The sequence below is a fragment of the Blautia caecimuris genome (assembly GCF_024622975.1).
GTDB lineage: Bacteria > Bacillota > Clostridia > Lachnospirales > Lachnospiraceae > Blautia_A > Blautia_A caecimuris.
This window is the reverse complement of sequence record NZ_JANJZT010000006.1, coordinates 16378-40189: the sequence shown is the minus strand read 5'-3', so window position 1 is coordinate 40189 and position 23812 is coordinate 16378. Positions and strand designations below refer to the sequence as shown.

At 43.3% G+C, this 23812-nt stretch carries 22 protein-coding genes; 4 read left to right on the top strand and 18 right to left on the bottom strand.

From position 1 onward, the window contains the following. Window positions 1-269 precede the first annotated feature (269 nt). Window positions 270-1445 (top strand): sensor histidine kinase, encoded by a 1176-nt coding sequence (locus NSA57_RS05640; RefSeq protein ID WP_257464268.1) that lies wholly within the window; start codon window positions 270-272, stop codon window positions 1443-1445. Window positions 1446-1448: 3 nt separating this feature from the next. After that, window positions 1449-2069 (top strand): response regulator transcription factor, encoded by a 621-nt coding sequence (locus NSA57_RS05635; protein ID WP_173752536.1) that lies wholly within the window; start codon window positions 1449-1451, stop codon window positions 2067-2069. Between the two features lie 185 nt (window positions 2070-2254). On the opposite strand, the gene NSA57_RS05630 is transcribed toward NSA57_RS05635, so the two are convergent. After that, a complete protein-coding gene (locus NSA57_RS05630) occupies window positions 2255-2467 on the bottom strand; it encodes a hypothetical protein (protein WP_022068582.1) in 213 nt (70 codons plus the stop codon). Between the two features lie 28 nt (window positions 2468-2495). Further along, entirely contained in the window at window positions 2496-3545 is a 1050-nt protein-coding gene (locus tag NSA57_RS05625) for a DUF3878 family protein (RefSeq protein ID WP_257464267.1), read from the bottom strand. A 545-nt stretch (window positions 3546-4090) separates the two neighbouring features. Here NSA57_RS05625 and NSA57_RS05620 point away from each other — a divergent pair. Then, window positions 4091-5422 (top strand): uracil-xanthine permease family protein, encoded by a 1332-nt coding sequence (locus tag NSA57_RS05620; protein ID WP_257464266.1) that lies wholly within the window; start codon window positions 4091-4093, stop codon window positions 5420-5422. Window positions 5423-5527: 105 nt separating this feature from the next. On the opposite strand, the gene NSA57_RS05615 is transcribed toward NSA57_RS05620, so the two are convergent. The 14 genes from NSA57_RS05615 to NSA57_RS05550 form a co-directional block, all read right to left on the bottom strand. Next, window positions 5528-5995, bottom strand: coding sequence for a GGDEF domain-containing protein (locus NSA57_RS05615; RefSeq protein ID WP_022068579.1), 468 nt, complete (start codon window positions 5993-5995; stop codon window positions 5528-5530). 453 nt (window positions 5996-6448) lie between these two features. Next, complete coding sequence (gene lysS / locus NSA57_RS05610) at window positions 6449-8377, bottom strand: lysine--tRNA ligase (protein ID WP_257464265.1); 1929 nt, start codon at window positions 8375-8377, stop codon at window positions 6449-6451. 182 nt (window positions 8378-8559) lie between these two features. Then, window positions 8560-9042: a transcription elongation factor GreA gene (greA, locus tag NSA57_RS05605; RefSeq protein ID WP_022066556.1), complete on the bottom strand. Its 483-nt coding sequence runs from the start codon at window positions 9040-9042 to the stop codon at window positions 8560-8562. 184 nt (window positions 9043-9226) lie between these two features. Next, window positions 9227-10213: a tRNA dihydrouridine synthase DusB gene (dusB, locus tag NSA57_RS05600; RefSeq protein ID WP_334304831.1), complete on the bottom strand. Its 987-nt coding sequence runs from the start codon at window positions 10211-10213 to the stop codon at window positions 9227-9229. A gap of 9 nt (window positions 10214-10222) precedes the next feature. Beyond that, entirely contained in the window at window positions 10223-10624 is a 402-nt protein-coding gene (locus NSA57_RS05595; RefSeq protein WP_022066558.1) for a DUF6145 family protein, read from the bottom strand. Between the two features lie 225 nt (window positions 10625-10849). Further along, complete coding sequence (locus NSA57_RS05590) at window positions 10850-11644, bottom strand: biotin--[acetyl-CoA-carboxylase] ligase (RefSeq protein WP_257464263.1); 795 nt, start codon at window positions 11642-11644, stop codon at window positions 10850-10852. Continuing rightward, on the bottom strand, window positions 11644-12645 hold the full coding sequence (gene argF / locus NSA57_RS05585; RefSeq protein WP_257464262.1) for an ornithine carbamoyltransferase: 1002 nt from the start codon (window positions 12643-12645) through the stop codon (window positions 11644-11646). The genes NSA57_RS05590 and argF overlap by 1 nt, the downstream gene beginning before the upstream one ends. 46 nt (window positions 12646-12691) lie before the next feature. After that, window positions 12692-13657, bottom strand: a complete 966-nt coding sequence (locus NSA57_RS05580; RefSeq protein WP_022066561.1) for an SPFH domain-containing protein — start codon at window positions 13655-13657, stop codon at window positions 12692-12694. Window positions 13658-13659: 2 nt separating this feature from the next. Then, window positions 13660-14109 (bottom strand): NfeD family protein, encoded by a 450-nt coding sequence (locus tag NSA57_RS05575; RefSeq protein WP_022066562.1) that lies wholly within the window; start codon window positions 14107-14109, stop codon window positions 13660-13662. Window positions 14110-14148: 39 nt separating this feature from the next. Next, a complete protein-coding gene (locus NSA57_RS05570) occupies window positions 14149-14928 on the bottom strand; it encodes a TrmH family RNA methyltransferase (RefSeq protein ID WP_257464261.1) in 780 nt (259 codons plus the stop codon). A 65-nt stretch (window positions 14929-14993) separates the two neighbouring features. Further along, on the bottom strand, window positions 14994-15995 hold the full coding sequence (pfkA, locus tag NSA57_RS05565) for a 6-phosphofructokinase (protein ID WP_178709700.1): 1002 nt from the start codon (window positions 15993-15995) through the stop codon (window positions 14994-14996). A gap of 627 nt (window positions 15996-16622) precedes the next feature. Continuing rightward, window positions 16623-20090 carry a DNA polymerase III subunit alpha gene (locus NSA57_RS05560; protein ID WP_257464260.1) on the bottom strand — a complete coding sequence of 1156 codons (3468 nt, stop codon included), beginning with the start codon at window positions 20088-20090 and terminating at the stop codon, window positions 16623-16625. Window positions 20091-20100: 10 nt separating this feature from the next. Beyond that, window positions 20101-20946, bottom strand: coding sequence for a CvfB family protein (locus NSA57_RS05555; RefSeq protein WP_022066566.1), 846 nt, complete (start codon window positions 20944-20946; stop codon window positions 20101-20103). Window positions 20947-21074: 128 nt separating this feature from the next. Next, window positions 21075-21326: a helix-turn-helix domain-containing protein gene (locus tag NSA57_RS05550; RefSeq protein WP_022066567.1), complete on the bottom strand. Its 252-nt coding sequence runs from the start codon at window positions 21324-21326 to the stop codon at window positions 21075-21077. A 189-nt stretch (window positions 21327-21515) separates the two neighbouring features. On the opposite strand from NSA57_RS05550, the gene NSA57_RS05545 reads away from it, so the two are divergent. Further along, the gene (locus NSA57_RS05545; protein ID WP_147599956.1) at window positions 21516-22019 is read left to right on the top strand and encodes a heme-binding protein; all 504 of its coding nucleotides are present in this window, start codon (window positions 21516-21518) and stop codon (window positions 22017-22019) included. Between the two features lie 137 nt (window positions 22020-22156). Here NSA57_RS05545 and NSA57_RS05540 read toward each other — a convergent pair whose 3' ends face one another. Then, the gene (locus NSA57_RS05540; protein WP_287575808.1) at window positions 22157-22852 is read right to left on the bottom strand and encodes an L-ribulose-5-phosphate 4-epimerase; all 696 of its coding nucleotides are present in this window, start codon (window positions 22850-22852) and stop codon (window positions 22157-22159) included. Window positions 22853-22954: 102 nt separating this feature from the next. Next, entirely contained in the window at window positions 22955-23800 is an 846-nt protein-coding gene (locus tag NSA57_RS05535; protein WP_257464258.1) for an L-ribulose-5-phosphate 3-epimerase, read from the bottom strand. Between the last annotated feature and the right edge of the window lie 12 nt (window positions 23801-23812).

Here is a 23812-nt window from a genome sequence, read left to right as displayed (position 1 = left end):
TGTCCCCCTGCAAAGACACGTAAATAAAAGCTTTTGTTTATTTTCAGGCTCCATACCTGCTGCTTATCCTGAGCATGAAAAAATTATAACCTCTGACAGCTTCTTCCGGTAGTGAATACCGTCATTTTCTCATATGACAAATGTCACTTTCTTCTTTTCTTCCTTTGTTTTCTTTGCCCCGGTGATTGTTTTGTATTATACTGAAACCATCTGGAACATAGGATCCATAAGGATTCTTAACAGAAATAATAATCAGGAGAGGAACTGTCATGCGCCATCTTGAGAATACAGGATTACTTATCTTATCAGGTTTCTTTTTTCTGTTTTTTCAGAAACCAGATGAAACGTTTATCTGCGCTTTCCTTCTGAGTGTGGGAACCTGCTGCGCAGGCTATTTCTCAGAATCAAAAAAACTTCATCTGCTTCTGTGTGCAGCTTTTATGAGTGCAGCGGTTGCAGTCCCTGAAATGTCTGCATTTTTTCCTGCTATATTTTATATTCTGATCCAGGATCATTTTTATCTTCCTGCCCTTGCAGGAGGCTTACTTTACCTTTATGTGATCCAGACAATGAACTCAGATATTTTTCGTTTTTCCTTCTGGGGCATCCTGTTTTTTATTGTGGCGTTTTTCCTTCAGTTCCGCACCGAAGCCGAAGAAAAGCTCAGACAGGATTTTATGAAGCTCCGGGATGACAGCACAGAAAAAAATCTTCTTCTGGAAGAAAAAAATCATATGCTTGTGGAAAAGCAGAATTATGAAATATACACAGCCACTTTAAAAGAACGAAACCGGATTGCCAGAGAAATCCACGACAATGTAGGTCATCTCCTGTCCCGTTCTATTCTGATCACAGGAGCCGCAAAAGCAGTCAGCAGCTCTGAGGCTGTTTCTCCTCTTCTGGACAGTCTGGATATTTCTCTTAATCAGGCAATGACCAGCATCCGGACAAGTGTCCACGATCTTCATGATGAGTCCGTCAATCTCAGAGAATCTGTAGAGGGACTGATCAGCGAATTTCAGTTTTGTCCTGTTTCTCTGGATTATGATATGGGACTTGAAATTCCCCGCGATGTTAAATACTGCTTTATCAGTATTGTAAAAGAAGCTCTTTCCAATATGGCGCGGCACAGCAATGCCACCAGCGCATATATTGTCATGCGTGAACATCCTGCTCTGTATCAGCTTTGTATAGAGGATAATGGTAAAATTCCAGGAAGCTCCTGTATCTCTCAAAGTTTTTCCGAAAATAGAACATCAGATTCTTTTTTCGGAAATCCCAGGCATCTGCAAAATACCGGGTGGTATGACTTTTCCACTCAAAACAGAGGAATGGGGCTTTCCAATATCCATGACAGACTTGCCCCTTTACATGGAACTGTTCAGATCACCACGGACCATGGCTTCCGTATTTTTATTACCATTCCAAAAGAACAGGAGACCTAAACTATGAAAATTGTAATTGTCGATGATGATATTTTTGTTTCCGGCGCACTGACAACCATTCTGGAAGCCAGTGGAAAAGTTACTGTGGCTGCTTCCGGTACAGACGGAAAAGAAGCTGCAGAATTGTACAAAATCCATCAGCCGGATGTACTTCTTATGGATATTCGAATGAAAGAAAAAAGCGGACTTGATGCGTCCGCTGAGATACTGGAAGAATTTCCTGATGCGAAAATCCTTCTTCTTACTACCTTTTCTGATGACGAGTATATTGTAAAGGCCCTGAAGCTTGGGGCAAAAGGCTATCTGCTGAAACAGGATTATGCAAGTATCCTGCCTGCTCTTGAGGCAGTCTGTTCCGGTCAGACCGTTTTTGGCACAGAAATCATGTCCAGAATTCCGGAGCTTATTCATTCCGGTTCTTCCTTCCATTATGAAGATTATGATATCAGCCGCCGGGAGCTTGAAATTATCCGTCTTATTGCAGACGGGCTCAGCAATAAGGAAATCGCCTCACAGCTTTTTTTAAGCGAAGGAACCGTTCGTAATTATCTCAGCTCTATTCTGGATAAATTACAGCTGAGAGACCGTACTCAGGTTGCTGTTTTTTACTACAAACACAAATAAAAACTGTTTTCCTCTTAAATCAGCAATAAAACCGGGAAATAAAAAACGGAATCCCGGCACAGATTCCGCTTTCCAATTTTGTGATTATACATGATCCTACATTTCTCCAGCATAAAGACAGCAGCTTTTCAGAAAATATGCCGTTATTCTGAAAGAACTTCCGGCTTATAAATAACTCTGAGTCATCAGTCCAGAACCTCATCAATCAGTTCTGCAGCGTCTTCCAGGGCGTCCAGAGCCTCTGTAAGGGCATCCATTCCGGCGCTGTCTGTATCCGTATCCTCAGATGCAGACAGCAGCTCTGCCAGCTCATCTTTTAAAGTATCCAGCTGCTCCAGAATTTTCTGAAGTGTTTTGTTTTTATCAGCATCTCCATTTAGATTGATTAATTTTCCCATTCCGTTATTCCTTTCCGTTTCTTTTTAGTTAATTAATGGTTTCCACATCCACCTTGCGGTTTCTGCCTTCTGTTTTCCAGATCATCAGATGCACCTTATATTCTACAGAATCCTTTGCATACAAAAAAGGCTCTTCTTTCAGCATTTCCACCTTTTTGCCGGAACACTCCAGTTCTCGTTTTCTTGCTTCCGCCCTTTCCTGTATATTTCGGATCTTTGTCTGTTCTGTAGCTTCCTCTTCCTGTAAGCCACCCTCTTTTCCATCTGTGGAAAAGCTGTGTTGCTCCTTTTTTTCTGTCACAAACTGCCGGTCCTGATATACGGCCGCCGCCTGGGCCAGTTTTCTGTCTATAAGATCTACAAGCTCTGTATGCTTTGTCCTGTGCAGCATACAGGCAATTTTCCTTGCGATCACCCTTCCCGGAACATAAGAATACACCTTCAGCCATCTGATAAGACTGTGGTCCCCTGCTTCCTGCGCCAGTTTCATCATTTCATTAAGCGCTTTTTCAGATACTTTCCACTTAGGGTAAGAAGGCACAATATACTTTTCTGACACCGCAGGATAACAGCAAAAATTTAATGGAGGAAATTCTGCCAGATAAGAAAGCTTTTCTTCTTCCTCCGTGCAAAATTCTTTTCCAAGATATTCTCTTTTATCCCTTAAAATAGCAATACGATATTCCAGCTGTCTCAGATATTCATACTCCTTTACCCAGAAATGGCCTGTTTTCCCATAATTAAAAAGATGAGTTTCCAGATCCAAATCTCTGAAAAAAACAGTAAATACAGAATTTTCCTGATGGACGATCAGGATATACTGATTTCCCCTTTTCTCAAGATCTGCTCTTAACTCCCCCTCAAAATCAGGCTCGTAAGTACCTGTCAGCTTTGCCTGCCGGAAAATCAGAAAGCTTTCCACAGCATCATTCATCAGATAGACAAGACGAATATCTCCCTTGTCTGTTTCCGGCAAAACAAGTTCAAATACACCCTGGGAGATCAGAAGCTTCAGTTTTTCGTATTCCTCCTGAAACGGAATTGTTATCTCTGCTTCCATGTTCTTTTTAACTTCCATTCATTATTCCTGCATTTTTCCTGTCTGTAAAATTTTCCCACAAAACTGTACAGTATATACTTATTTTTCATATGGCTTCGCAGCATGCGAATCCCCTTGGCATAAAACTATAAATGAGGCAATACAGAATTTTGCACAATATACGTACGTTGTGTTGTTTTTCAGAAATACGTATTCGTAATTCTGTTAATAATATACCGCGGAACACTCTGCCTGTCTACGGCAGTTTCGTAAGTTATAAAAATTCTGTAAAATCTGAAAATCCAGTTGCAGCTTCACACCAAATTTTTATTTAAATCTCTTTACATATTAATGTATACTGCCTTTTACCAGGAAAAACAACACATCTGTCTGCTACAAATGCCTGGAAATCATGTCAGCCATGCGACGCACCTCGCAAACACTTTTTGTAAGGTATCACCAATTTTTTTGTGGACAAATCATTTTTTTATGTTAAAATTAAATTAGTTGTATCGCAATAATAATTAATTTTATGGAGGAACAAAAAAAGTGTACAAAATCATTTAAAAAGGAGGCACTCTGTTATGAAGAACACCAAAAATGCAGACATTTCCAACATTTATCGTCTGGATGGGCAGGTTCCTATCATGAAAGCAATCCCTTTTGGTCTTCAGCATATTCTGGCAATGTTCGTTGCCAATCTTACGCCGATCACTATTATTGCCGGTGCAGGAGGTCTTAAACAGGCTGAAATTGCCATTCTTCTCCAAAATGCCATGTTTGTTGCAGGAATTGCAACACTGATCCAGCTTTACCCAGTCTGGAAAATTGGATCCCGCCTTCCTATTGTAATGGGAGTCAGTTTCACCTTTGTAACAGTACTCAGTACAGTTGCCGCCAATTACGGATATCCTGCAGTTGTGGGCGCAGTCATGATCGGCGGTATTATGGAAGGTACGCTGGGATTACTGGCAAAATACTGGAAAAAAATTATTTCTCCAATTGTTGCCGCATCCGTTGTAACTGCCATCGGATTCTCTCTTTTTACTGTTGGTACAAGATCTTTCGGCGGAGGATACTCAGACGACTTTGGTTCTGCCCAGAATCTTATTCTCGGAACCATTACGCTTCTGGTCTGCCTGATCTGGAATATAAAAGCAAAAGGATACTGGAAACAGCTTTCCGTTTTAGCAGGCCTGATCGTAGGCTATATCGTGGCTGTTTTTATGGGAAAAGTAGATCTCTCTGTTATCTTTTCCGGAGGAATCATTTCCTTCCCGAAAATCATGCCATATGCGCCTGAATTCAATCCCGGAGCTATTTTCTCTGTTGCAATCATTTTCCTTGTTTCCGCAGCAGAGACAATCGGCGATACTACAGCAATGGTTTCCGGCGGTCTGGACCGTGATATTACAACAGAAGAAATTTCAGGCTCCCTTGCCTGCGACGGTTATGCCTCTGCATTTTCTTCCTGTCTGGGATGCCCGCCGGTTACGTCCTTCTCTCAGAATGTAGGACTTATCAACATGACAAAGGTCGTAAACCGTTTCACCATCATGACCGGTGCCGTTTGCATGATCCTGGCCGGACTGCTTCCTCCTGTAGGAAACTTTTTTGCTTCCCTTCCGGATTCTGTTCTCGGCGGATGTACTATTATGATGTTTGGAACCATCCTGACTTCCGGAATCCAGATGATAGCAAAAGCAGGTTTTACCCAGAGGAATATTACCATCGCTGCTCTTTCTCTTTCCATAGGTATTGGATTTACCACAGCAAGCGAAATCGGTATCTGGCATATTTTCCCGGAAATACTTCAGTCTGTATTTTCCGCAAATGTAGTTGCTGTTGTATTTGTAATGGCAATTATATTAAACTTAATTCTCCCAAAAGATATGGAGATTAAACACATTCAGTAAAACAGTATACAGAGCTTATTAATTCCGGTACATATTGAACCCTCCATAAAAGAAAACCCGAAAATGCTTTACAGAAAATCTGTAAAGCATTCTCGGGTTTCTTTTTTATAACTCCTTATCTGCAGATATTTGCTGATACAGCCGATACCCTTTCTTATTCTCCCGCTTTACAGCAAGCAGCATTTCATCTGCTTTCTGTGACAGCTCTTCATAAGTCACACCATGATCCGGAGCTACTGCAATTCCAAAAGAAGCAGAAACATTGATCACTACTCCGTCTTTTTCATAATTTCTGTCACATTCCTTTACAAGACGTTGAAATACATACTCCATTCTCTCAAATCCTCTTGTATTGGGAAGGAAAGCCAGAAATTCGTCCCCGCCAAATCTGCCTACAATGTCACCACTGCGGAACTGATTGGAAAAAATACCGGCCATTTCAACCAGTACCTCATTTCCATACTGATGCCCAAAGGTGTCATTAATAGCTTTAAAGTTATCATTAAGAACTTTGGGATCAAAGGCTATTTTTTCTGATTCAAGCGCGGCATCTCTATTATCTATGCACAACATATGATACCCATGTTTATATTTTTACCTAAGGGTATAAAAGCAGGCCTCCGAAGAGACTCATCTTTAATGGTCTCCATCTTGGCTGCCATTAACCATTAGGGCGCATCAGGAAAATGACCAGAGTCTCCCTGTACCACATTGATGTCATCGTCATTTAACTTCCGCTTGTAAGTAACACTGACGACATTGCCCACACAGCAGGTGGTTTATTTGTTTTTCAAAGTTTCGTTTTTCGGAGCAGCCAAAAGCTCCACAATGTAAAACAGGGCCTTGCCCTAACAAAAAAGAGCACTCTTTGAAATTTTTTCTTTCAAAAAGTGCTCAAATCATCGGTTTCCCGATATAGTTCGCAGATAACAACTCTTCACCACGCTTCATGATACTTCGTGGTTATTTCGAAAATTGTTGTCAAAATGAATTTTTGCTGTCAGATCTGAAGGTCATTTCTTATCCTTAGTAGAGCTTCGCTCCTGCCGGAATATGGTCATCCACCATCAGAAGATGAAGTTTTTCTTCTCCCTCTTCCTCATGGATTGCAGATAACAGCATACCACAGGATTCAATTCCCATCATAGCTCTTGGAGGCAGATTTGTGATAGCGATCAGTGTCTTGCCTACCAGTTCTTCCGGCTCGTAATAAGCGTGAATACCGCTTAAAATCGTACGATCTGTGCCTGTTCCGTCATCCAGAGTGAACTGTAACAGCTTCTTGGATTTCTTAACAGCTTCACATGCTTTTACCTTTACAGCTCTGAAATCAGACTTGCTGAAAGTCTCAAAATCAACTGCTTCCTCAAACAATGGCTCAATCTGAACCTTTGAGAAATCAATTGCCTCTTTTACAGCCTCCGGAGCTTTTTCTGCTGCAGGCTTCGCAGCTTTTTTGGACTCTGCACCGCCGATCGTTTTCATGGTCGGGAAAAGCAGCACGTCTCTGATCGCCTGGCTGTCAGTAAGAAGCATGCACATACGGTCGATACCGAAGCCGATTCCGCCTGTAGGAGGCATACCAAGCTCCAGAGCATGCATAAAGTCTTCATCTGTAGAGTTTGCTTCCTCATCACCCTGTGCCAGAAGCTCTTCCTGAGCTTTAAAACGCTCGCGCTGGTCAATAGGATCGTTCAGCTCGGAATATGCATTTGCCATTTCCCATCCATTCATAAAGAACTCAAAACGCTCTACATAATCCGGATTTTCCGGTTTTTTCTTTGTAAGCGGAGAAATCTCCACCGGATGATCCATAACAAAGGTAGGCTGGATCAGATGATCCTCTACAAACTCCTCAAAGAAGAGATTCAGGATATCGCCCTTCTTATGGCGCTCCTCATACTGTACATGATGCTCGTCCGCTGCTGCTCTTGCTTCTTCCAGGGTATGGATCTCATTGAAATCAACACCTGAATACTTTTTAACAGCATCAAGCATGGTAATTCTTTCAAACGGCTTGCCCAGATCCATCTCAATTCCGTTATAGGAAATCTTTGTTGTTCCCAGAACTGCCTGGGCAACATAACGGTAAAGATTTTCTGTCAGATCCATCATGCCGTGATAATCTGTATATGCCTGATAAAGCTCCATCAGTGTAAACTCCGGATTGTGACGGGTATCAAGACCCTCATTACGGAATACACGTCCGATCTCATATACTTTTTCAAGTCCGCCTACAATAAGGCGTTTCAGATAAAGCTCCAGAGAAATACGAAGCTTCAGATCCTCGTCAAGTGCATTGAAATGTGTTTCAAAAGGTCTTGCAGCGGCTCCGCCTGCATTGGAAACAAGCATAGGAGTTTCCACTTCCATAAATCCTTCGCCTGCCAGATAAGTACGGATAGCGCTTAAGATTTTGGAACGTTTGATAAATGTATCCTTTACTTCCGGATTCATGATAAGATCCACATATCTCTGACGATAACGAAGATCTGTGTTTGTCAGACCGTGGAATTTCTCCGGAAGAATCTGGAGGCTCTTGGACAGAAGAGTAACCTCTGCAGCATGAATAGAGATCTCGCCTGTTTTTGTGCGGAAAACCTCTCCTCTGATGCCGATCACATCACCTACGTCAAGTTTTTTGAAATCTTTATAAGCTTCTTCTCCCAGGCTGTCTCTTGCCACATAAGACTGGATGCTTCCCTCCAGATCCTGTACATGACAAAAAGAAGCTTTTCCCATTACACGTTTGGACATCATACGGCCCGCTATTGTAACTGTCTGACTTTCAAGCTCATCAAAATGATCTTTAATTTCCTGGCTATGATGTGTCACATCATATTTTACGATTTTGAAGGGATCTTTCCCGTTTGCCTGCAGATCTGCCAGTTTTTCCCGGCGTACCTTCAGCAACTGGTTCAGATCCTGTTCCTGCTGCTTCTTCTGCTCTGCCACTTCCGTGCCTCCTTGTTTTTGTAAATATTCTGCGTTTGCTTCCTTCGTGCTTTTCTTCCTTCCTCTCATCTCCGAAATTTCCCTGCTTCGCAGGAAAACGTCCTTGCGGACTTCCTATTTCGTCGATGTACGCTCGGGTGAAAGAAAATACTCACTTCGTTCGTGCTTTCTTTCCTTCCTCGCTACACGTTGCGTTGGATTTCCAGAACTTTGTACTTCATGATTCCCGCAGGCATTTCAACTTCCACAATATCCCCTGTATGAGCGCCGATCAGCGCTTTTCCTACCGGAGACTCATTGGAGATTTTGCCTTCCAGGCTGTTTGCCTCTGTGGAACCTACGATTTTTAATTCCATATCTTCTTCAAAGTCATAGTCATGGACTTTTACCTTACAGCCTACGCTGATACGGTCCAGATCCACCTCGTCCTCAACAACGACTTCTGCATTCTTCAGTATTTTTTCAATTTCTTCAATACGTGCTTCGATGTCTCTCTGTTCATCTTTCGCTGCATCATACTCTGCATTTTCCGAAAGATCGCCCTGCTCTCTGGCTTCTTTGATTTTTTCAGCTACTTCTTTTCTTTTTACTACCTTTAAATCATGCAGCTCTTCCTCTAACTTTTTAAGTCCTGCATAGGTTAGTAAGTTTTTCTTTTCTTCCATATTACCTTACTCCCTTTCAATATCCGTAGACTATTAGACATCAGCTCCCAGATACGTAATACCGCCCAAAAGGCAGTCTTATTCTAGGATATTCACAATTTCAGTATTATACCCAAATATATCTCTGTTGTCAAGCGGAAAAGCGCCCGATTCTCCCCTGTTTCAGGCAAAAATCCGGCGTTTTTTATTGCAGATTATTTCCCAGATTCTGTTCTGTCATGCGGTCCAGAAGCACTTCCAGCTCCTGATAGCTGGAAATAAGATTTGACTCTCTTCTGAGCCCGGCGCTGTGTCTCATGCCAGCCGTATACCAGGCCACATGCTTTCTCATTTCCCGGATTCCTGTAAACTCTCCTTTTTTCTCGATCTGCCAGCGTGCGTGACGCAGTATCACTTCCCGGATTTCCTCAGCGGATGGCCGCCCGAGCTTTTCCCCTGTAGAAAAATAATGGTTCATTTCTCTGAAAATCCAGGGATTTCCGCGAACTGCCCGCCCGATCATCACAGCGTCGCATCCGGTTTCTTTCAGCAAAGCTTCTGCTTTTTCCGAGGAATCCACATCTCCGTTTCCAATTACCGGAACCGAAACTGCTTCCTTGATTCTGCGTATTGTATCCCAGTCTGCATGTCCGGAATAATACTGCTGTCTTGTTCTTCCGTGGACTGCAATGGCGGCTGCACCGGAATCTTCCACGATCTTTGCAATTTCTACCGGATCTACAGGAAATCCTTCAAACCCGATTCTCATTTTTGCTGTTACAGGCTTTTTAACCGCGCCGGAAACAGCAGTCACGATTTTTCTGATCAGTTCCGGATTTTTCAAAAGAGCAGAACCCTCTCCATTATTTACAACCTTCGGAACCGGACAGCCCATATTAATGTCCAGAATATCAAAAGGCTGATCTTCAATACTTTTTGCCACCTCAGCCATCAGCTCCGGTTCACTGCCAAAAAGCTGAAGAGACACAGGATGCTCTGAAGGGTCGATCTCCATAAGAGCCGCTGTATTTTTATTATGAAAAGAAATTGCTTTTGCACTGACCATTTCTGTACAGAGAAGACCTGCCCCCTGTTCCTTGCAAAGTCTGCGAAACGGAAGATCCGTTACCCCTGCCATGGGTGCCAGCACAAAAGGATTTTCTATTTCAACCTGACCGATTTTCCACATCATATCCATAAATCAGTCTCCGTTTTCCACAGAATCCACAGCTTTTCCCTCTGAATCTTCGGATTTATCTTCTGTTTTCTCATCCTCCGGCGCTTCCCCAAGGAAAAATACGCGGTAATACATTTCCAGAGATTCCAGAAGCTCTCTTTTTTCGCTCTGAAGCTGCTTGATCTTTAAAACGCTTCCGATTTCATCATACATGGCATCTGCATCAAGCGCCTCTGTCTTAAACTGAAGATTTCCCTCTTCATCAAACTCCAGTGTCAGAATTCCTCCGATATCCTCTGTATAAAGAACACACATGATCTGCAGTTCCTGTTTTACCGCATCCGGCAGAGAACTGAAATCCTGATTAAAATAATACTTCTGCTCATAAGCGCTAGCGCCGCAGAGCACAATTTTATCCTGATACATTCCTGAATATTCCTCCTGATGTTTCTCTTATTTCGTTAGCGTTCACAGTAACCTGGTCAAAATACATTCCAACTCACTCTCGATGGTGACATTTTGCCCTGTATGTCTGGGGATTTTGGCAATACATGCCAAAACACCTGACGGAATAGTACCGTGTGAGCAGTAATGACTTATCCCTGTACCATTTACAGAATATGTCTCTTCTGTACGCATCTGAAAACAACATTACACATAGCTGTACAAACCTCTTACCGACACCTCGCCGGCACGGACGGTCTGTATTGTACCCTGTTCGTCCTTTACCAGAAGCTCTCCCTGTTCATTAATTCCCAGGGCCGTTCCCTCCCAGGGCTGATTCGGATCAAGAATACGGACAGGCTGATTCCTGTTTGCCAGAAGCTTATTATATTCTTCCACCATTCCGGAAAGGCTGCAGGTCCGGATAAACGTCTCATAATTTTCTTCAAAACATTCCAGCACCTGAGCCAGAATCTGAATCCGGTCATATGTCTTTCCGGTTTCCAGATAAAGAGAAGTCGCTTTGTCCTGAAGCTCAGACGGTATTTCTTTTAAATTCACGTTAATCCCCACACCAATAACAACTTCCCGTATCTTAGCCCCGTTCAATCCCATTTCTGTAAGAATTCCACAGATTTTTCTTCGGGACATTACCACATCATTAGGCCACTTAATCGAAACCTCTATTCCGGTTTTCTGCATTGCCTGAGCTACGCTCAGCCCCATAACTACAGTCAGCATTGAGGCGTACCCGGGTTCAAACTCAGGCTTCAGAAGAAGAGACATCATAACAGAACTTCCTTCCGGCGCCTGCCAGCGTCTTCCCAGACGGCCTTTGCCCGCGCTCTGAAATTCTGCCACAGCCAGCGTTCCATGAGGCGCGCCTTCCTGAGACAGTCTTTTTGCCCATTCATTGGTAGAATCTGTTTCTTTTGCAAAATGGACGGTTTTGCCCGCCCATTTTGTCCTGATTTCTTTTAAAATTGTTTCCTGATCATACATTATCTGTTCTCCGGCTCTCCCAGAGTTGCAACCATTACAGCTTTAATCGTATGCATACGGTTCTCTGCCTCGTCAAATACAAGAGACTGTGAGGATTCAAACACCTCGTCAGTTACCTCCATGTCTGTCAGATTAAAGCGTTCGCCCATTTCCTTTCCGATCTTTGTTTTAAGATCATGAAAAGCAGGAAGACAGTGAAGGAAAATTGCCTTCTCTCCGGCATTTTTCATAACTTCCTTTGTCACCTTATAAGGAGTCAGATCACGAATGCGCTCTTCCCATACCTCATCAGGCTCTCCCATGGATACCCATACATCTGTATAAATTACATCTGCATTTCTGGTTCCCTCTTCTACATTTTCTGTAAGGGTAATACTTCCGCCTGACTCTGCAGCATAGGTGCGGCAAAGCTCTACAAGCTCCTTATTTGGGAAATATTTTTCAGTGGTGCAGGCAACAAAGTGCATTCCCAGCTTCGCGCAGGCGATCATAAGAGAATTTCCCATATTATAACGGGCATCTCCCATGTATACAAGACGGATTCCTTTCAGTTCCCCAAAGTGCTCGCGGATAGTAAGCATATCAGACAGCATCTGTGTCGGGTGATACTCATTGGTCAGACCGTTCCATACCGGTACTCCCGCATGAGCGGCAAGCTCCTCAACAATTTCCTGTCCAAAGCCTCTGTACTCAATTCCATCGTACATTCTGCCAAGAACTCTGGCTGTGTCTGCAATACTTTCTTTTTTGCCGATCTGGGATCCTGAAGGATCCAGATACGTGCTTCCCATACCAAGATCATGAGCAGCTACTTCAAAAGCACATCTGGTTCTTGTACTTGTTTTTTCAAAAATAAGCGCAATATTTTTTCCTTTGTAATACTCATGAAGCTCTCCGGCCTTTTTCTTTGCTTTCAGATCTGCTGCCAGATCAATAAGATAGCGGATCTCATCCGGTGTAAAATCCTTCAGTGTCAGGAAATTCCGTCCCTTTAAATTCATAATAACCTCTCCTCTTTTATCTGATTACTCCTGTAAAAACTTCAGATCATTCCTGATCCGGAACTATTTTCTCCAGAAGCTCTTTTTTATCATCTGTAACAAATTCCTTCAGAGATGTGGCAAGACCTGCCAGTCCCTGGATTTCGGAAGGAATAATGATCTTTGTTGCTCTGCCGTCTGCAGCCTTTGTAAACGCTTCCAGACTTTTCAGAGTAAGAACTGCCTGATCGGCTCCTGCTTCACGGATCATTCGGATACCTTCTGCATTGGCATTCTGAACTTTAAGAACTGCCTCAGCCTGACCTTCAGCTTCACGAATCATACGCTCCTTCTGTGCCTCGGCGCGAAGGATAGCCGCCTGCTTCTCTGCCTCTGCGTCAAGGATCGCAGACTGTTTTTTACCTTCCGCCACAAGGATCGTAGATCTCTTTTCGCCCTCTGCAATAAGGATCGCTTCACGGCGTTCACGCTCTGCCTTCATCTGTTTTTCCATTGCATCCTGGATTGCTGCGGGAGGAATGATGTTTTTCAGTTCTACTCGGTTGACCTTAATACCCCATGGGTCTGTAGCCACATCAAGAGACGCCCGCATTCTGGTATTGATCACTTCACGGGAAGTCAGTGTCTCATCCAGTTCCATATCGCCGATAATATTACGGAGTGTTGTTGCAGAAAGATTTTCGATAGCCATGATCGGATTTTCCACACCGTAGGCAAAAAGCTTCGGATCTGTGATCTGGAAAAACACAACCGTGTCAATCTGCATTGTTACATTATCTTTGGTGATTACAGGCTGCGGCGGAAAATCCACTACCTGCTCCTTTAAATTAACCTTACGGGCCACACGCTCGATAAAAGGCATTTTAAAATGGATACCCGTATTCCATGTTGTTTTATATGCGCCAAGACGTTCCAGAACAATAGCATATGCCTGGGGAACGATCTTAATGCAGGATGCCGCAACCAGCAGCGCAATGATTCCTACAATAACAATAAAAACAAGAAATGACATAACTAACCCTCCTTTACTTCCTCTACAATAAGTTTCACACCCTGTACCTCTTTGATCACCACCACTGCCTTTTCCGGAATCTTCATTTCATCAGATTCTGTTCTTGCCATCCATTCTACATCTCCCACCTTCACCTGTCCGGTCTGGTCCAGGTTACTGATTTTCTGGATAACAACAGCCTTTTCTCCGATCAGTCTGTTTACATTAGTCCGCTCTACACCTCTGTTCATATACCGTACCGCCAGAGGTCTGGTAAAAATCAGAAGTATCACCGACACGGCAAAAAACAGGATCCACTGAACTGCCTGACTGGCCCCCAGACCTGAGGCAACTGCTGCAACTAAAGCGCCACCTGCAAACCAGATGGTTGTCAGTCCCACAGTAACTGCTTCAATAACCAGAAAAAGCGCCACAATTCCAAGCCACATGAATGGTTCCATAACAAACTCCATGAAATTCCTCCCTTCCATAAAGCATTTCAAGAGGTATGTTTAACCTCTCCGCTGTCTTGCCGCCTCATACATCAGTATCCCGGCAGCCATAGCTGCATTCAGAGATTCCACCTGACCACACATGGGAATCCGTATCAGACAGTCTGCCGCTTCTGCCGCTTCTTCTGTCAGTCCCTTTCCCTCATTTCCTATGAGAAAAGCAGTTCCCCCTGTATAGTCTTCCTCATGATAGGCATTTTTACCCTGCAAATGAGCGGCAAAAAACCGAATTTTGCTGTCCCGGAGCATCTCTTTCAGGGATACCACATCTTCCACATACACAAAGGGCATTCTGTATACTGATCCCATTGTAGCACGGATCACTTTGGGATTTGTAATATCCACACAGGTTTTTGTAAGAAAAATACCATCCACGCCAGCGCCCTCCGCTGTACGGAAAATGGTTCCCGCATTTCCCGGATCCTGCAGATCCTCCAGAACCATGATCAGAGGTTTCTTCCCTTTCAGAATATCTTCAGGCTCATAAGACGGCTTACGAAGAACAGTCATAACTCCCTGAGGTGTCTGTGTATCACTCATCTGTCTGAAAACAGAATCTGTTACCGCCTCCCATTCTGTCCGGGAAGCTTTTTCCATCACCTCAGTGTCCTGTTTTTCCACAGTCTCTGACACATAAACCTTTTCAATCCAGTGAAGAGGCGCCTCCAGAAACATCTTTCTGCCTTCTGCAATAAAAAGTCCCTGTTCCCGTCTTGCCTTCGCCTTCTGATTCAGTTTAATGATATTTTTTACCTGATTATTCTGTAAACTGGTGATCATGGAACTCTCCTTTTTATACACAATAGAGGCCGCCTGACGGTAGCCTCCGTTGTATCATAATTTATTTATTTTTTTGCATGTTTATCATAGTTATGAGAAAGTGAATTGCAGATTTCCCACATATATGGAGAAACATCTTTTTTCATTGCAAGAGCTTCATTGATATCAAAATCAACAAACTCTCCGTGACGATAGCCTACAACACGGCAGTTTTTGCCCGCAACAAGAAGATCGACTGCAAGCGCACCCAGCATAGACGCATATACACGGTCCTTACATGTAGGGCTTCCGCCTCTCTGCATGTGACCCAGGATAGTTGCCCGTGTCTCGATTCCTGTAGCTGCTTCAATACGTTTTGCCATAGCTTCAGAATGACCGATACCCTCTGCATTGATAATAATGTGATGTTTCTTACCTGCCTTACGGCTGGCAATAATATTATTGATCAGTTTCTGCTCATCATAATCATATTTTTCCGGAATCAGAACGTCCTCTGCGCCATTGGCAATACCGCACCACATTGCAAGGTAGCCTGCGTTACGTCCCATAACCTCAATGATACTGCATCTCTCATGAGAGGTAGAAGTATCACGCACCTTGTCAATAGCTTCCATTGCTGTATTTACAGCTGTATCAAAGCCAATTGTGTATTCGGTACATGCAATATCCAGGTCAATGGTTCCCGGTACACCGATTGTGTTGATTCCAAGATTCGCAAGTTTCTGAGCGCCTGCAAAAGAACCATCTCCACCGATAACAACAAGACCATCGATTCCATGCTTTCTGCAGATCTCAGCGCCGCGCTGCTGTCCCTCTGCTGTACGGAATTCTGAACAGCGTGCAGTATACAGGATTGTACCGCCGCGCTCAATTGTATCAGACACATCTTTGGCAGACATATCTACAATTTCTTCATTTAACAGACCATTATATCCTTTATAAATACCCTTTACATTTAATCCGCTGCTCAGTCCTCTTCTTACAACAGCACGGATCGCAGCATTCATTCCCGGCGCATCTCCTCCACTGGTCAGTACACCGATGGTTTTTATCGTTTTTTCTGCCATGATTTCATTCCTCCATCTTCCGGATTTTCTGCTTTCGGCGCAAAAAACCCCATCTGTTTTACACATATTCGGTTTATAGTTTATAGCATTTTCAGAAGTTTTTCAATACTCTTTCCAAAAGTAAGTATGAATTTTTCGCCTTAAACATTATGTTTTTGCAATGCTGATTATTTTGATCCAAAACAAAAAATAAGGTAATATACTTCCAACTGTACAAGCCAACAGACCTTAAAGTTTTGCGTATCATTCTCATGTGTGCTGTGATATAATTTTATTGCTGCCGAACCTCCAGCAGGAAGGAGGTGCTGTTCATGTTTGAAATCATTATCTCATTTCTTGTTTCTGTCACAGCAGGTATAGCCAGCTACTATATCTGCAAATGGCTGGACAGAAACAAAAGGCAGTAACAGCCTAAAGGTCTAAGCCGCCTTACATAAATGGAACAGAAAACCCCGGAAGTGGTCGAGACTTCCGGGGTTTTCGTTTTTTGCTCATGCTTGATTATCTCATTTCTTAGCTACTGTTAGCATATGCTATTCTGAGCAAAAAGTCAACCTTATTTTCAGGGAATGTTCTGGTATCATTCTAGTATCACAGCATATCAAAAATATTGGATTTTCCACATTTTCAGAAGTTTTTCAATACTCTTTCCACAACTTTAACATTGGAGCTGCCATATTTTGCCTTCATCTCTTCTGTCCAGGAATCCGTGATCTGCACGTGATATCCTGCCGGAAGCCTCTTCATGGCATTGACATCCTTCAGATAGATCACAACACTGCTGTTTCCCGGCACCGAACGCAGATTTCTCAGAAGCTCTTCCTCATTTTTTCCATAATCATCCCTGTCCTTAAACTGGATCCATACTTCTTTTGGCATTTCGTCAAAGGAACGTACTTTTTCCAGAATCAGCTTGGACGCCCTGTCATCACCTGCGTCCACATGTCCCTGAACAAAGACTCTTGCATCCTCATTCAGATATTTCTGCCATTTTTCATAATCTCTGGGGAAAACAACAACTTCTACTGTTCCCACCAGATCTTCCAGGGTAAAAAACGCCATGACCTTGTTAGTTTTTGTATATTTGATTGTTTTATCCGCGATCATTCCGCCTACGATCACTTTCTGACCGTCTGTGATTTTGGGAATCCCGCCTTCTTCATCCGCCTGGAAATCTGTTGTTTTTGCAGAGATCATTTTTTCCATCATACTGCTGTAACGCTCCAGAGGATGTCCGCTGAGGTAAATACCAAGAACCTCCTTTTCATAGGAAAGCAGGGTATCCTTATCATATTCTCCCACATCAGGCATACGGATCTCAAAATCTTTTTTTACATCCTCTTCCGCAAAGTCAAAAAGGCTCATCTGTCCGGCAACGGTATTCTTTTTGTCCTGGGCAATACTGTCCACGATCTGTGCGTAAACGGTCATTTTCTGTCTTCGGTTGCCTTCCAGACAGTCAACTGCTCCTGCTTTGATAAAATTCTCTATAGCCCTTTTATTCACAACTCCTGTCAGCCTCTGAATAAAATCCTTCAGCGACAGATACGGGCCTCTGTTTTCACGTTCCTCCACAAGAGCCTCGATCACAGGCCGTCCCACGCTTTTGATGGCAGATAGTCCATAACGGATTGCTCCATTATCCACGGAAAATCCATAGATACCTCTGTTTACATCAGGAGGAAGAATCCTGATATTCATCTGGCGGCATACCTGAATATACTCAGAAACCTTATTGGGCATTTCTATTACAGACGTCATAAGCGCCGCCATAAATTCTACCGGATAATAATACTTCAGATAAGCAGTCTGATAGGAAACCACAGCATAAGCTGCCGCATGAGATTTATTAAACGCATATTTTGCAAAATCGATCATGTCATCATAAATCTTATTGGCTACGTTTTCCGGAATCCCATTGGCAATACAGCCCGGAACTCCTTCCTCCGGATTTCCGTACACAAAATTCTGCCGTTCTTTTTCCATAACAGAAGCCTTTTTCTTTGACATGGCGCGGCGCACAAGATCGCTTCGTCCCAGAGTGTAACCAGCCAGATTCCGGACGATCTGCATAACCTGCTCCTGATACACAATACAACCGTAAGTAGGTTTCAGAATGGGTTCCAGCTGGGGGCAGTCATAGCTGATGGTATCCGGTCGGTTTTTGCCCCGGATATACTGAGGAATAAAATCCATCGGCCCCGGCCGGTAAAGGGAAATACCGGCGATCACGTCTTCAAGGCTTTGCGGCTTCAGCTCCTTCATGAAGTTTTTCATTCCCGCACTTTCCAGCTGAAACACACCGTCTGATCTTCCTGTCCCCAGAGAATCCAGAACCTTTTTATCATTGTAATCGATCTGCTGCATATCCAGAAGTTTTCCAGTTGTCCTCTCGATCTGATGAACAGCATTCTGAATGACAGTCAGCGTACGAAGCCCCAGAAAATCCATTTTCAGAAGTCCCAGTTCTTCCAGTGTAGTCATAGTAAACTGTGTGGTAATAGAGCCGTCCTGCGCTCTGGATAAAGGTACGTACTCATCCACATCCTTCTGGCTGATCACCACACCTGCCGCATGCATGGACGTATGCCTTGGAAGCCCCTCCAGACGTTTTGCCGTATCGATCAGCCCGTGGATATCCTCCTGCTCTTCATAAGCTTTGCGAAGCTCAGGATTCATCTGAAGAGCCTTGTCTATTGTAATATTCAATTCCTGTGGAATCATTTTGGCAATGGCGTCTACCTGAGCATAAGGCAAATCAAGCACCCTGCCAACGTCACGGATCACACCTCTGGCAGCCAGTGTTCCAAAGGTTACAATCTGAACCACCCGGTCTTTTCCATATTTCCGAACAACATAATCAATGACCTCCTGCCTTCTCTCAAAGCAGAAGTCCACGTCAATATCAGGCATGGAAACTCGTTCCGGATTCAGAAATCTCTCAAAAAGAAGGTCATAACGGATGGGGTCAAGCTGGGTAATTCCCAGAGTATAGGCCACAAGACTTCCTGCCGCAGAGCCCCGCCCCGGCCCTACCATAATGTCATTGTCACGGGCATATTTGATAAAATCCCATACAATAAGGAAATAATCCACATAACCCATGTTTTTAATAGTAGAAAGCTCATAGTCAAGGCGTTCCCGAAGTTCCCGGGTAACAGGCTGATAGCGTTCCTCAAGTCCCTCAAAACAGAGCTTGTTCAGGTATTCCCAGGAAGTATAGCCTTCCGGCACGTCATACTTGGGAAGTTTTGTCACCCCAAATTCGATTTCCACATGACATCTTTCTGCAATCTTATGAGTATTTTCCAGCGCCTCTGTGGCATAAGGGAACAGCATTTCCATCTCCTGAGGAGATTTCACATAATACTGTCCTCCTTCATATCTCATACGGTTTTCATCTGCCAGCTTCTTTCCTGTCTGAAGACACAGCAGAACATCATGAGGCTGGGCATCCTCCGCCAGAGTGTAATGCACGTCATTTGTCACTACCAGATCGATCCCTGTTTCTTTGTGCATTTTAAGAAGCTGCTGATTTACAGTCTGCTGCTGAGGAATCCCATGATCCTGCATTTCCAGAAAGAAATTTCCCTTTCCAAAAATATCCTGATACCGAAGCGCGGCAGCTTTTGCATCCTCGTACATTCCTCTTGTAAGATATTTGGCCACCTCGCCTGCCAGGCAGGCGCTGAGAGCAATAATTCCCTCATGGTACTTTTCCAAAACCTCAATATCTACCCTGGGTTTATAATAAAAGCCTTCTACAAAGCCTTTGGAAACAATCTTCATCAGATTGCTGTAGCCCTGATTATTTTCTGCAAGAAGCACCAGATGATAATAACGGTCCTCACCGCTTCCTGCTTCTCTGTCGAACCGGGACCCCGGCGCCACATAAACCTCGCAGCCCAGAATGGGATTGATCCCTGCTGCCTTTGCAGCCCTGTAAAAATCAATCACTCCATACATAACGCCATGATCCGTAATAGCCGCACTGTCCATCCCCAGCTCTTTTACACGGGCCACATATTCCTGGATCTTATTGGAACCGTCCAGAAGACTGTATTCTGTATGAACATGAAGATGTGTAAAATTCATAATCTGCTCCTTATTTCTTTGTCTGATAAATCCTCCGGTCTCTGATCTCAATCTTTCCTTCTTTCAGAAGATGGCCTACCGCTCTCTTAAAAGCGTTTTTGCTGAGCCCGAATTCTCTTTTTATCACCTCCGGTGATGCCTTATCGTCAAACGGCAGCACACCTGCAAACTCTTCAATGATCTGAAGGACGCTTTCCGCATCCTCATTGATCTGAATATAAGCTTTCTGGCGATCGGACACATTCAGCTTGCCGTCTTCCTTAACTGCAGAAACACGAAGATCCATAACAGTTCCCGGACGATATTTTCCCGCAGCCTCCCTTGCAGGGATCAATGCGGAAAATCTGTCGTCAACTGCCACAAACACACCAAAATTATCACTTACCTGATAGATACGTCCCCTTACCTGATCTCCTTCTTTATAAGGAGATTTTTTCTCAAGATATGGGTACACCTTCATTGTTGCACACAGACGGCTGCTTTTGTCCACATAAAGGGCTACCAGACATTCCTGTCCTTCTCTTACCCGGACAGTCTGCTCATGATAAGGGAGAAGCAGATCCTTCTCCAGTCCCCAGTCAAGAAAAGCGCCGATTCTTGTTACCTGGCGCACCTTCAGAACAGCAGTCTGACCTACTGTAAGCACAGGTTCCCTTGTTGTGGCAATCAGACGGTCCTGTGAATCTTTATAAATAAATACTTCCAGGCAGTCGCCTTCTTTCGTTCCCTGAGGTACCTGCTTTACCGGAAGAAGTACACGGCTTTTCGCATCCGCCTCCTTATTTTCTGCCAGATAAACTCCAAATTCTACGGTTTTTACTACAAGGAGCTTCTGTTTCTTTCCTATTTCTATCATTATAATCCTCCAAAATATGCTTCTGAATATCTTTCTTACGCATCTGATACAAACCAGCAGCTTTATGAGTGTTATTGTATCATAAAACATCTTTAAATAACAGAAAAAACTGCCGTTTCCGGCAGTCTCTACTTCTTCTCCTGAAATTCCAGCAAGGATGCAACATCCACTCCAAGAACTTTTGCAAATACAAACAACTCATAATCCGCAACGAATCTTGTTCCGCTTTCTATTCTGCTGATGCTGTCCCGTTCCAGCATCACTCCCTCTACCTGAACCCTTGCCGCCAGATCATTCTGGGACATGCGGTTCTTTACTCGCAGTTGACGAATCATGTCGCCGCTGACATTTTTCTTTCCCTGATAATCGTAAATCTTCATGTATGCAAGCTCCCCGATATGTGGTAATCTTCAGTAATTTTCCTGACATTACCACACATATCCCGGAAAGATATGCTAAAGTTCAGCATACAGAAAGTTTTTCTCTTGCTGACAGGGAAAAATTGCTATATAATATATTCAGAAAAACCTTTTTCTTTGATTTGTCCCACTTAAAAGGAGGAATATGTAATGGACAAAAATATTGAAATTTTGAAAAAGCAGGAAGACCTTCTTCAGTTTCCGCATTTTAATCACAGCACTGCCTATGAATTTGGAACATTTATGGTTTCCTGTGCTCAAAATCAAAACATCACGATCGCCATATCCATACGCATGAATAATGGATGCATAGCATTTCAGTACTGTCCAGACGGAACCAATCTTCTTAACCAGAAATGGATGGAGCGTAAGTTCAATACGGTATCCATGATGGAACGCAGTTCACTTTTGTCTGCACTGACCTTTGAGCAGGATTATGATACTCTGGAAAATCATGGACTTTCAGCAACAGATTATGCTTTGTGCGGGGGAGGCTTTCCCATTCGTATCAAGGGAAACAGCGTGGTGATTGGAACTATCATTGCTTCTAATTTATACCATATTGCCGACCACGAATTTATCATTAACTGTCTGAAAGATTTTCTACAGTGTCCGGAAGCTCCCAACTTTCCATATACACTTCCAGACAAATAAAGCCGGGTAAAACCTATTTCGCTTATTTGGTTATAAAAAACAGACTTCCAAACTGAGAAGCCTGTTTTTTAACCTCCGGCATACTACTGCCAAAATAATCTATTTTTTCTTTTTATACATCCTCCTGCACAAAAATTTTATTTGTCACTCTGTCCGTAATATGCGTTTGCGCCGTGTTTTCTGTAATAATGTTTGTCCTGAAGTTCCTGAGGCGCAGGTTTTACCTGTGGGTTAATAAGCTCGCAGCGGCTTGCCATTTTTGCAACTTCCTCCAGAACTACTGCATTGTGTACTGCCTCATGAGCATCCTTACCCCAGGTAAAAGGACCATGATTTTTACAGAGAACTGCCGGTACAGCCTCGTAGTCCTTGTCCTTAAAGTAGTCGGCAATCAAAATGCCTGTATTTTTCTCATAGGCCTCCTCAATTTCCTCTTTTGTAAGATTACGCACACATGGAACCTCTCCATAAATATAATCTGCATGAGTGGTTCCATAGCAGGGAATTCCTCTTCCGGCCTGAGCCCAGCTTGTAGCCCAGGAGGAATGTGTATGTACGATTCCACCGATATTGGGAAATGCATTATAAAGAACTACATGCGTAGCTGTATCAGAAGATGGATTATACTTTCCTTCCACCTTATTTCCCTGAAGATCAACCACTACCATATCTTCCGGTGTCAGTTTGTCATAATCCACACCACTTGGCTTAATTACAAATAATCCCTTTTCTCTGTCAATTCCACTGACATTTCCCCAGGTAAATGTTACGAGCCCATATTTTGGCAGATCCATATTTGCCTTATAAACTTCCTCTTTTAATTTTTCCAGCATTATTTTCTCCTCCTGTTTAAGTTTTACACCTAAAAAACACCTGATTACAGTATATACTTTTTGCTGCAACAATCCAATATATTTCTGAAAAAACAGATAATATCAAGCTATCTGAGCGTCAAGAATGGGACGCATCATTCCTACTGCAAAATCCAGATCCTCTTTCCAGCCGGGATTTCCGGTATACCAGAATTCTGTCACATATCTCCTAACTCCTGCTTTCCAGGTTTCGCGAATCACTGCCGGAAAATCTACATGACCTGTCCCAAAAGGCACTTCACGAAAAACTCCCGGAACTGTCTCTTTCAAATGAACCGCATCCAGATGTCCCGTTCCTGTACGGATGTCTTTCAGAACATCCGTTCCGTATTTTTTTGCTGCATTTGTAATATTTCCCATATCCGGATAAACGCCCAAATATGGAGAATCAATCATCTGTACATACTTCATGGCTTTTTCTACAGTATTCATAAATTCCGTTTCCATGGTCTCAAAACCAAGAACAATCCCTGATCTGGCCGCCATCTGCTCACACTTTTTCAGATTTTCCCCAAATCGCTTTACAGTTTCCGGAGTAGACTCTTCATAATAAACATCATAGCCTGCAAGCTGAATAACACGAATTCCCAGATCATCAGCAAGCTGAATGGCCTTTTCCATAATTTCCATACCCCTGGCACAGATTTCTGGAACATTGCTTCCAATAGGATATTTTCTATGACCGCTGAGGCACATAGTACGAACAGGAATGCCAATCTGATACATCAGATCAACCAGCTCCCGTCTTTCTTCTCTCCTCCAATCAAGTCTCGCAAGCTTTTCATCAGTTTCATCAATACTAATCTCCACAAAGTCATATCCTGCCGCTCTAGCAGCTTCCAGCTTTTCTTTCCAGGTAAGAGTTTTGGGCATGGCTTTTTCATATAATCCTAATGTATATGCTTTCATATATATGCCCCC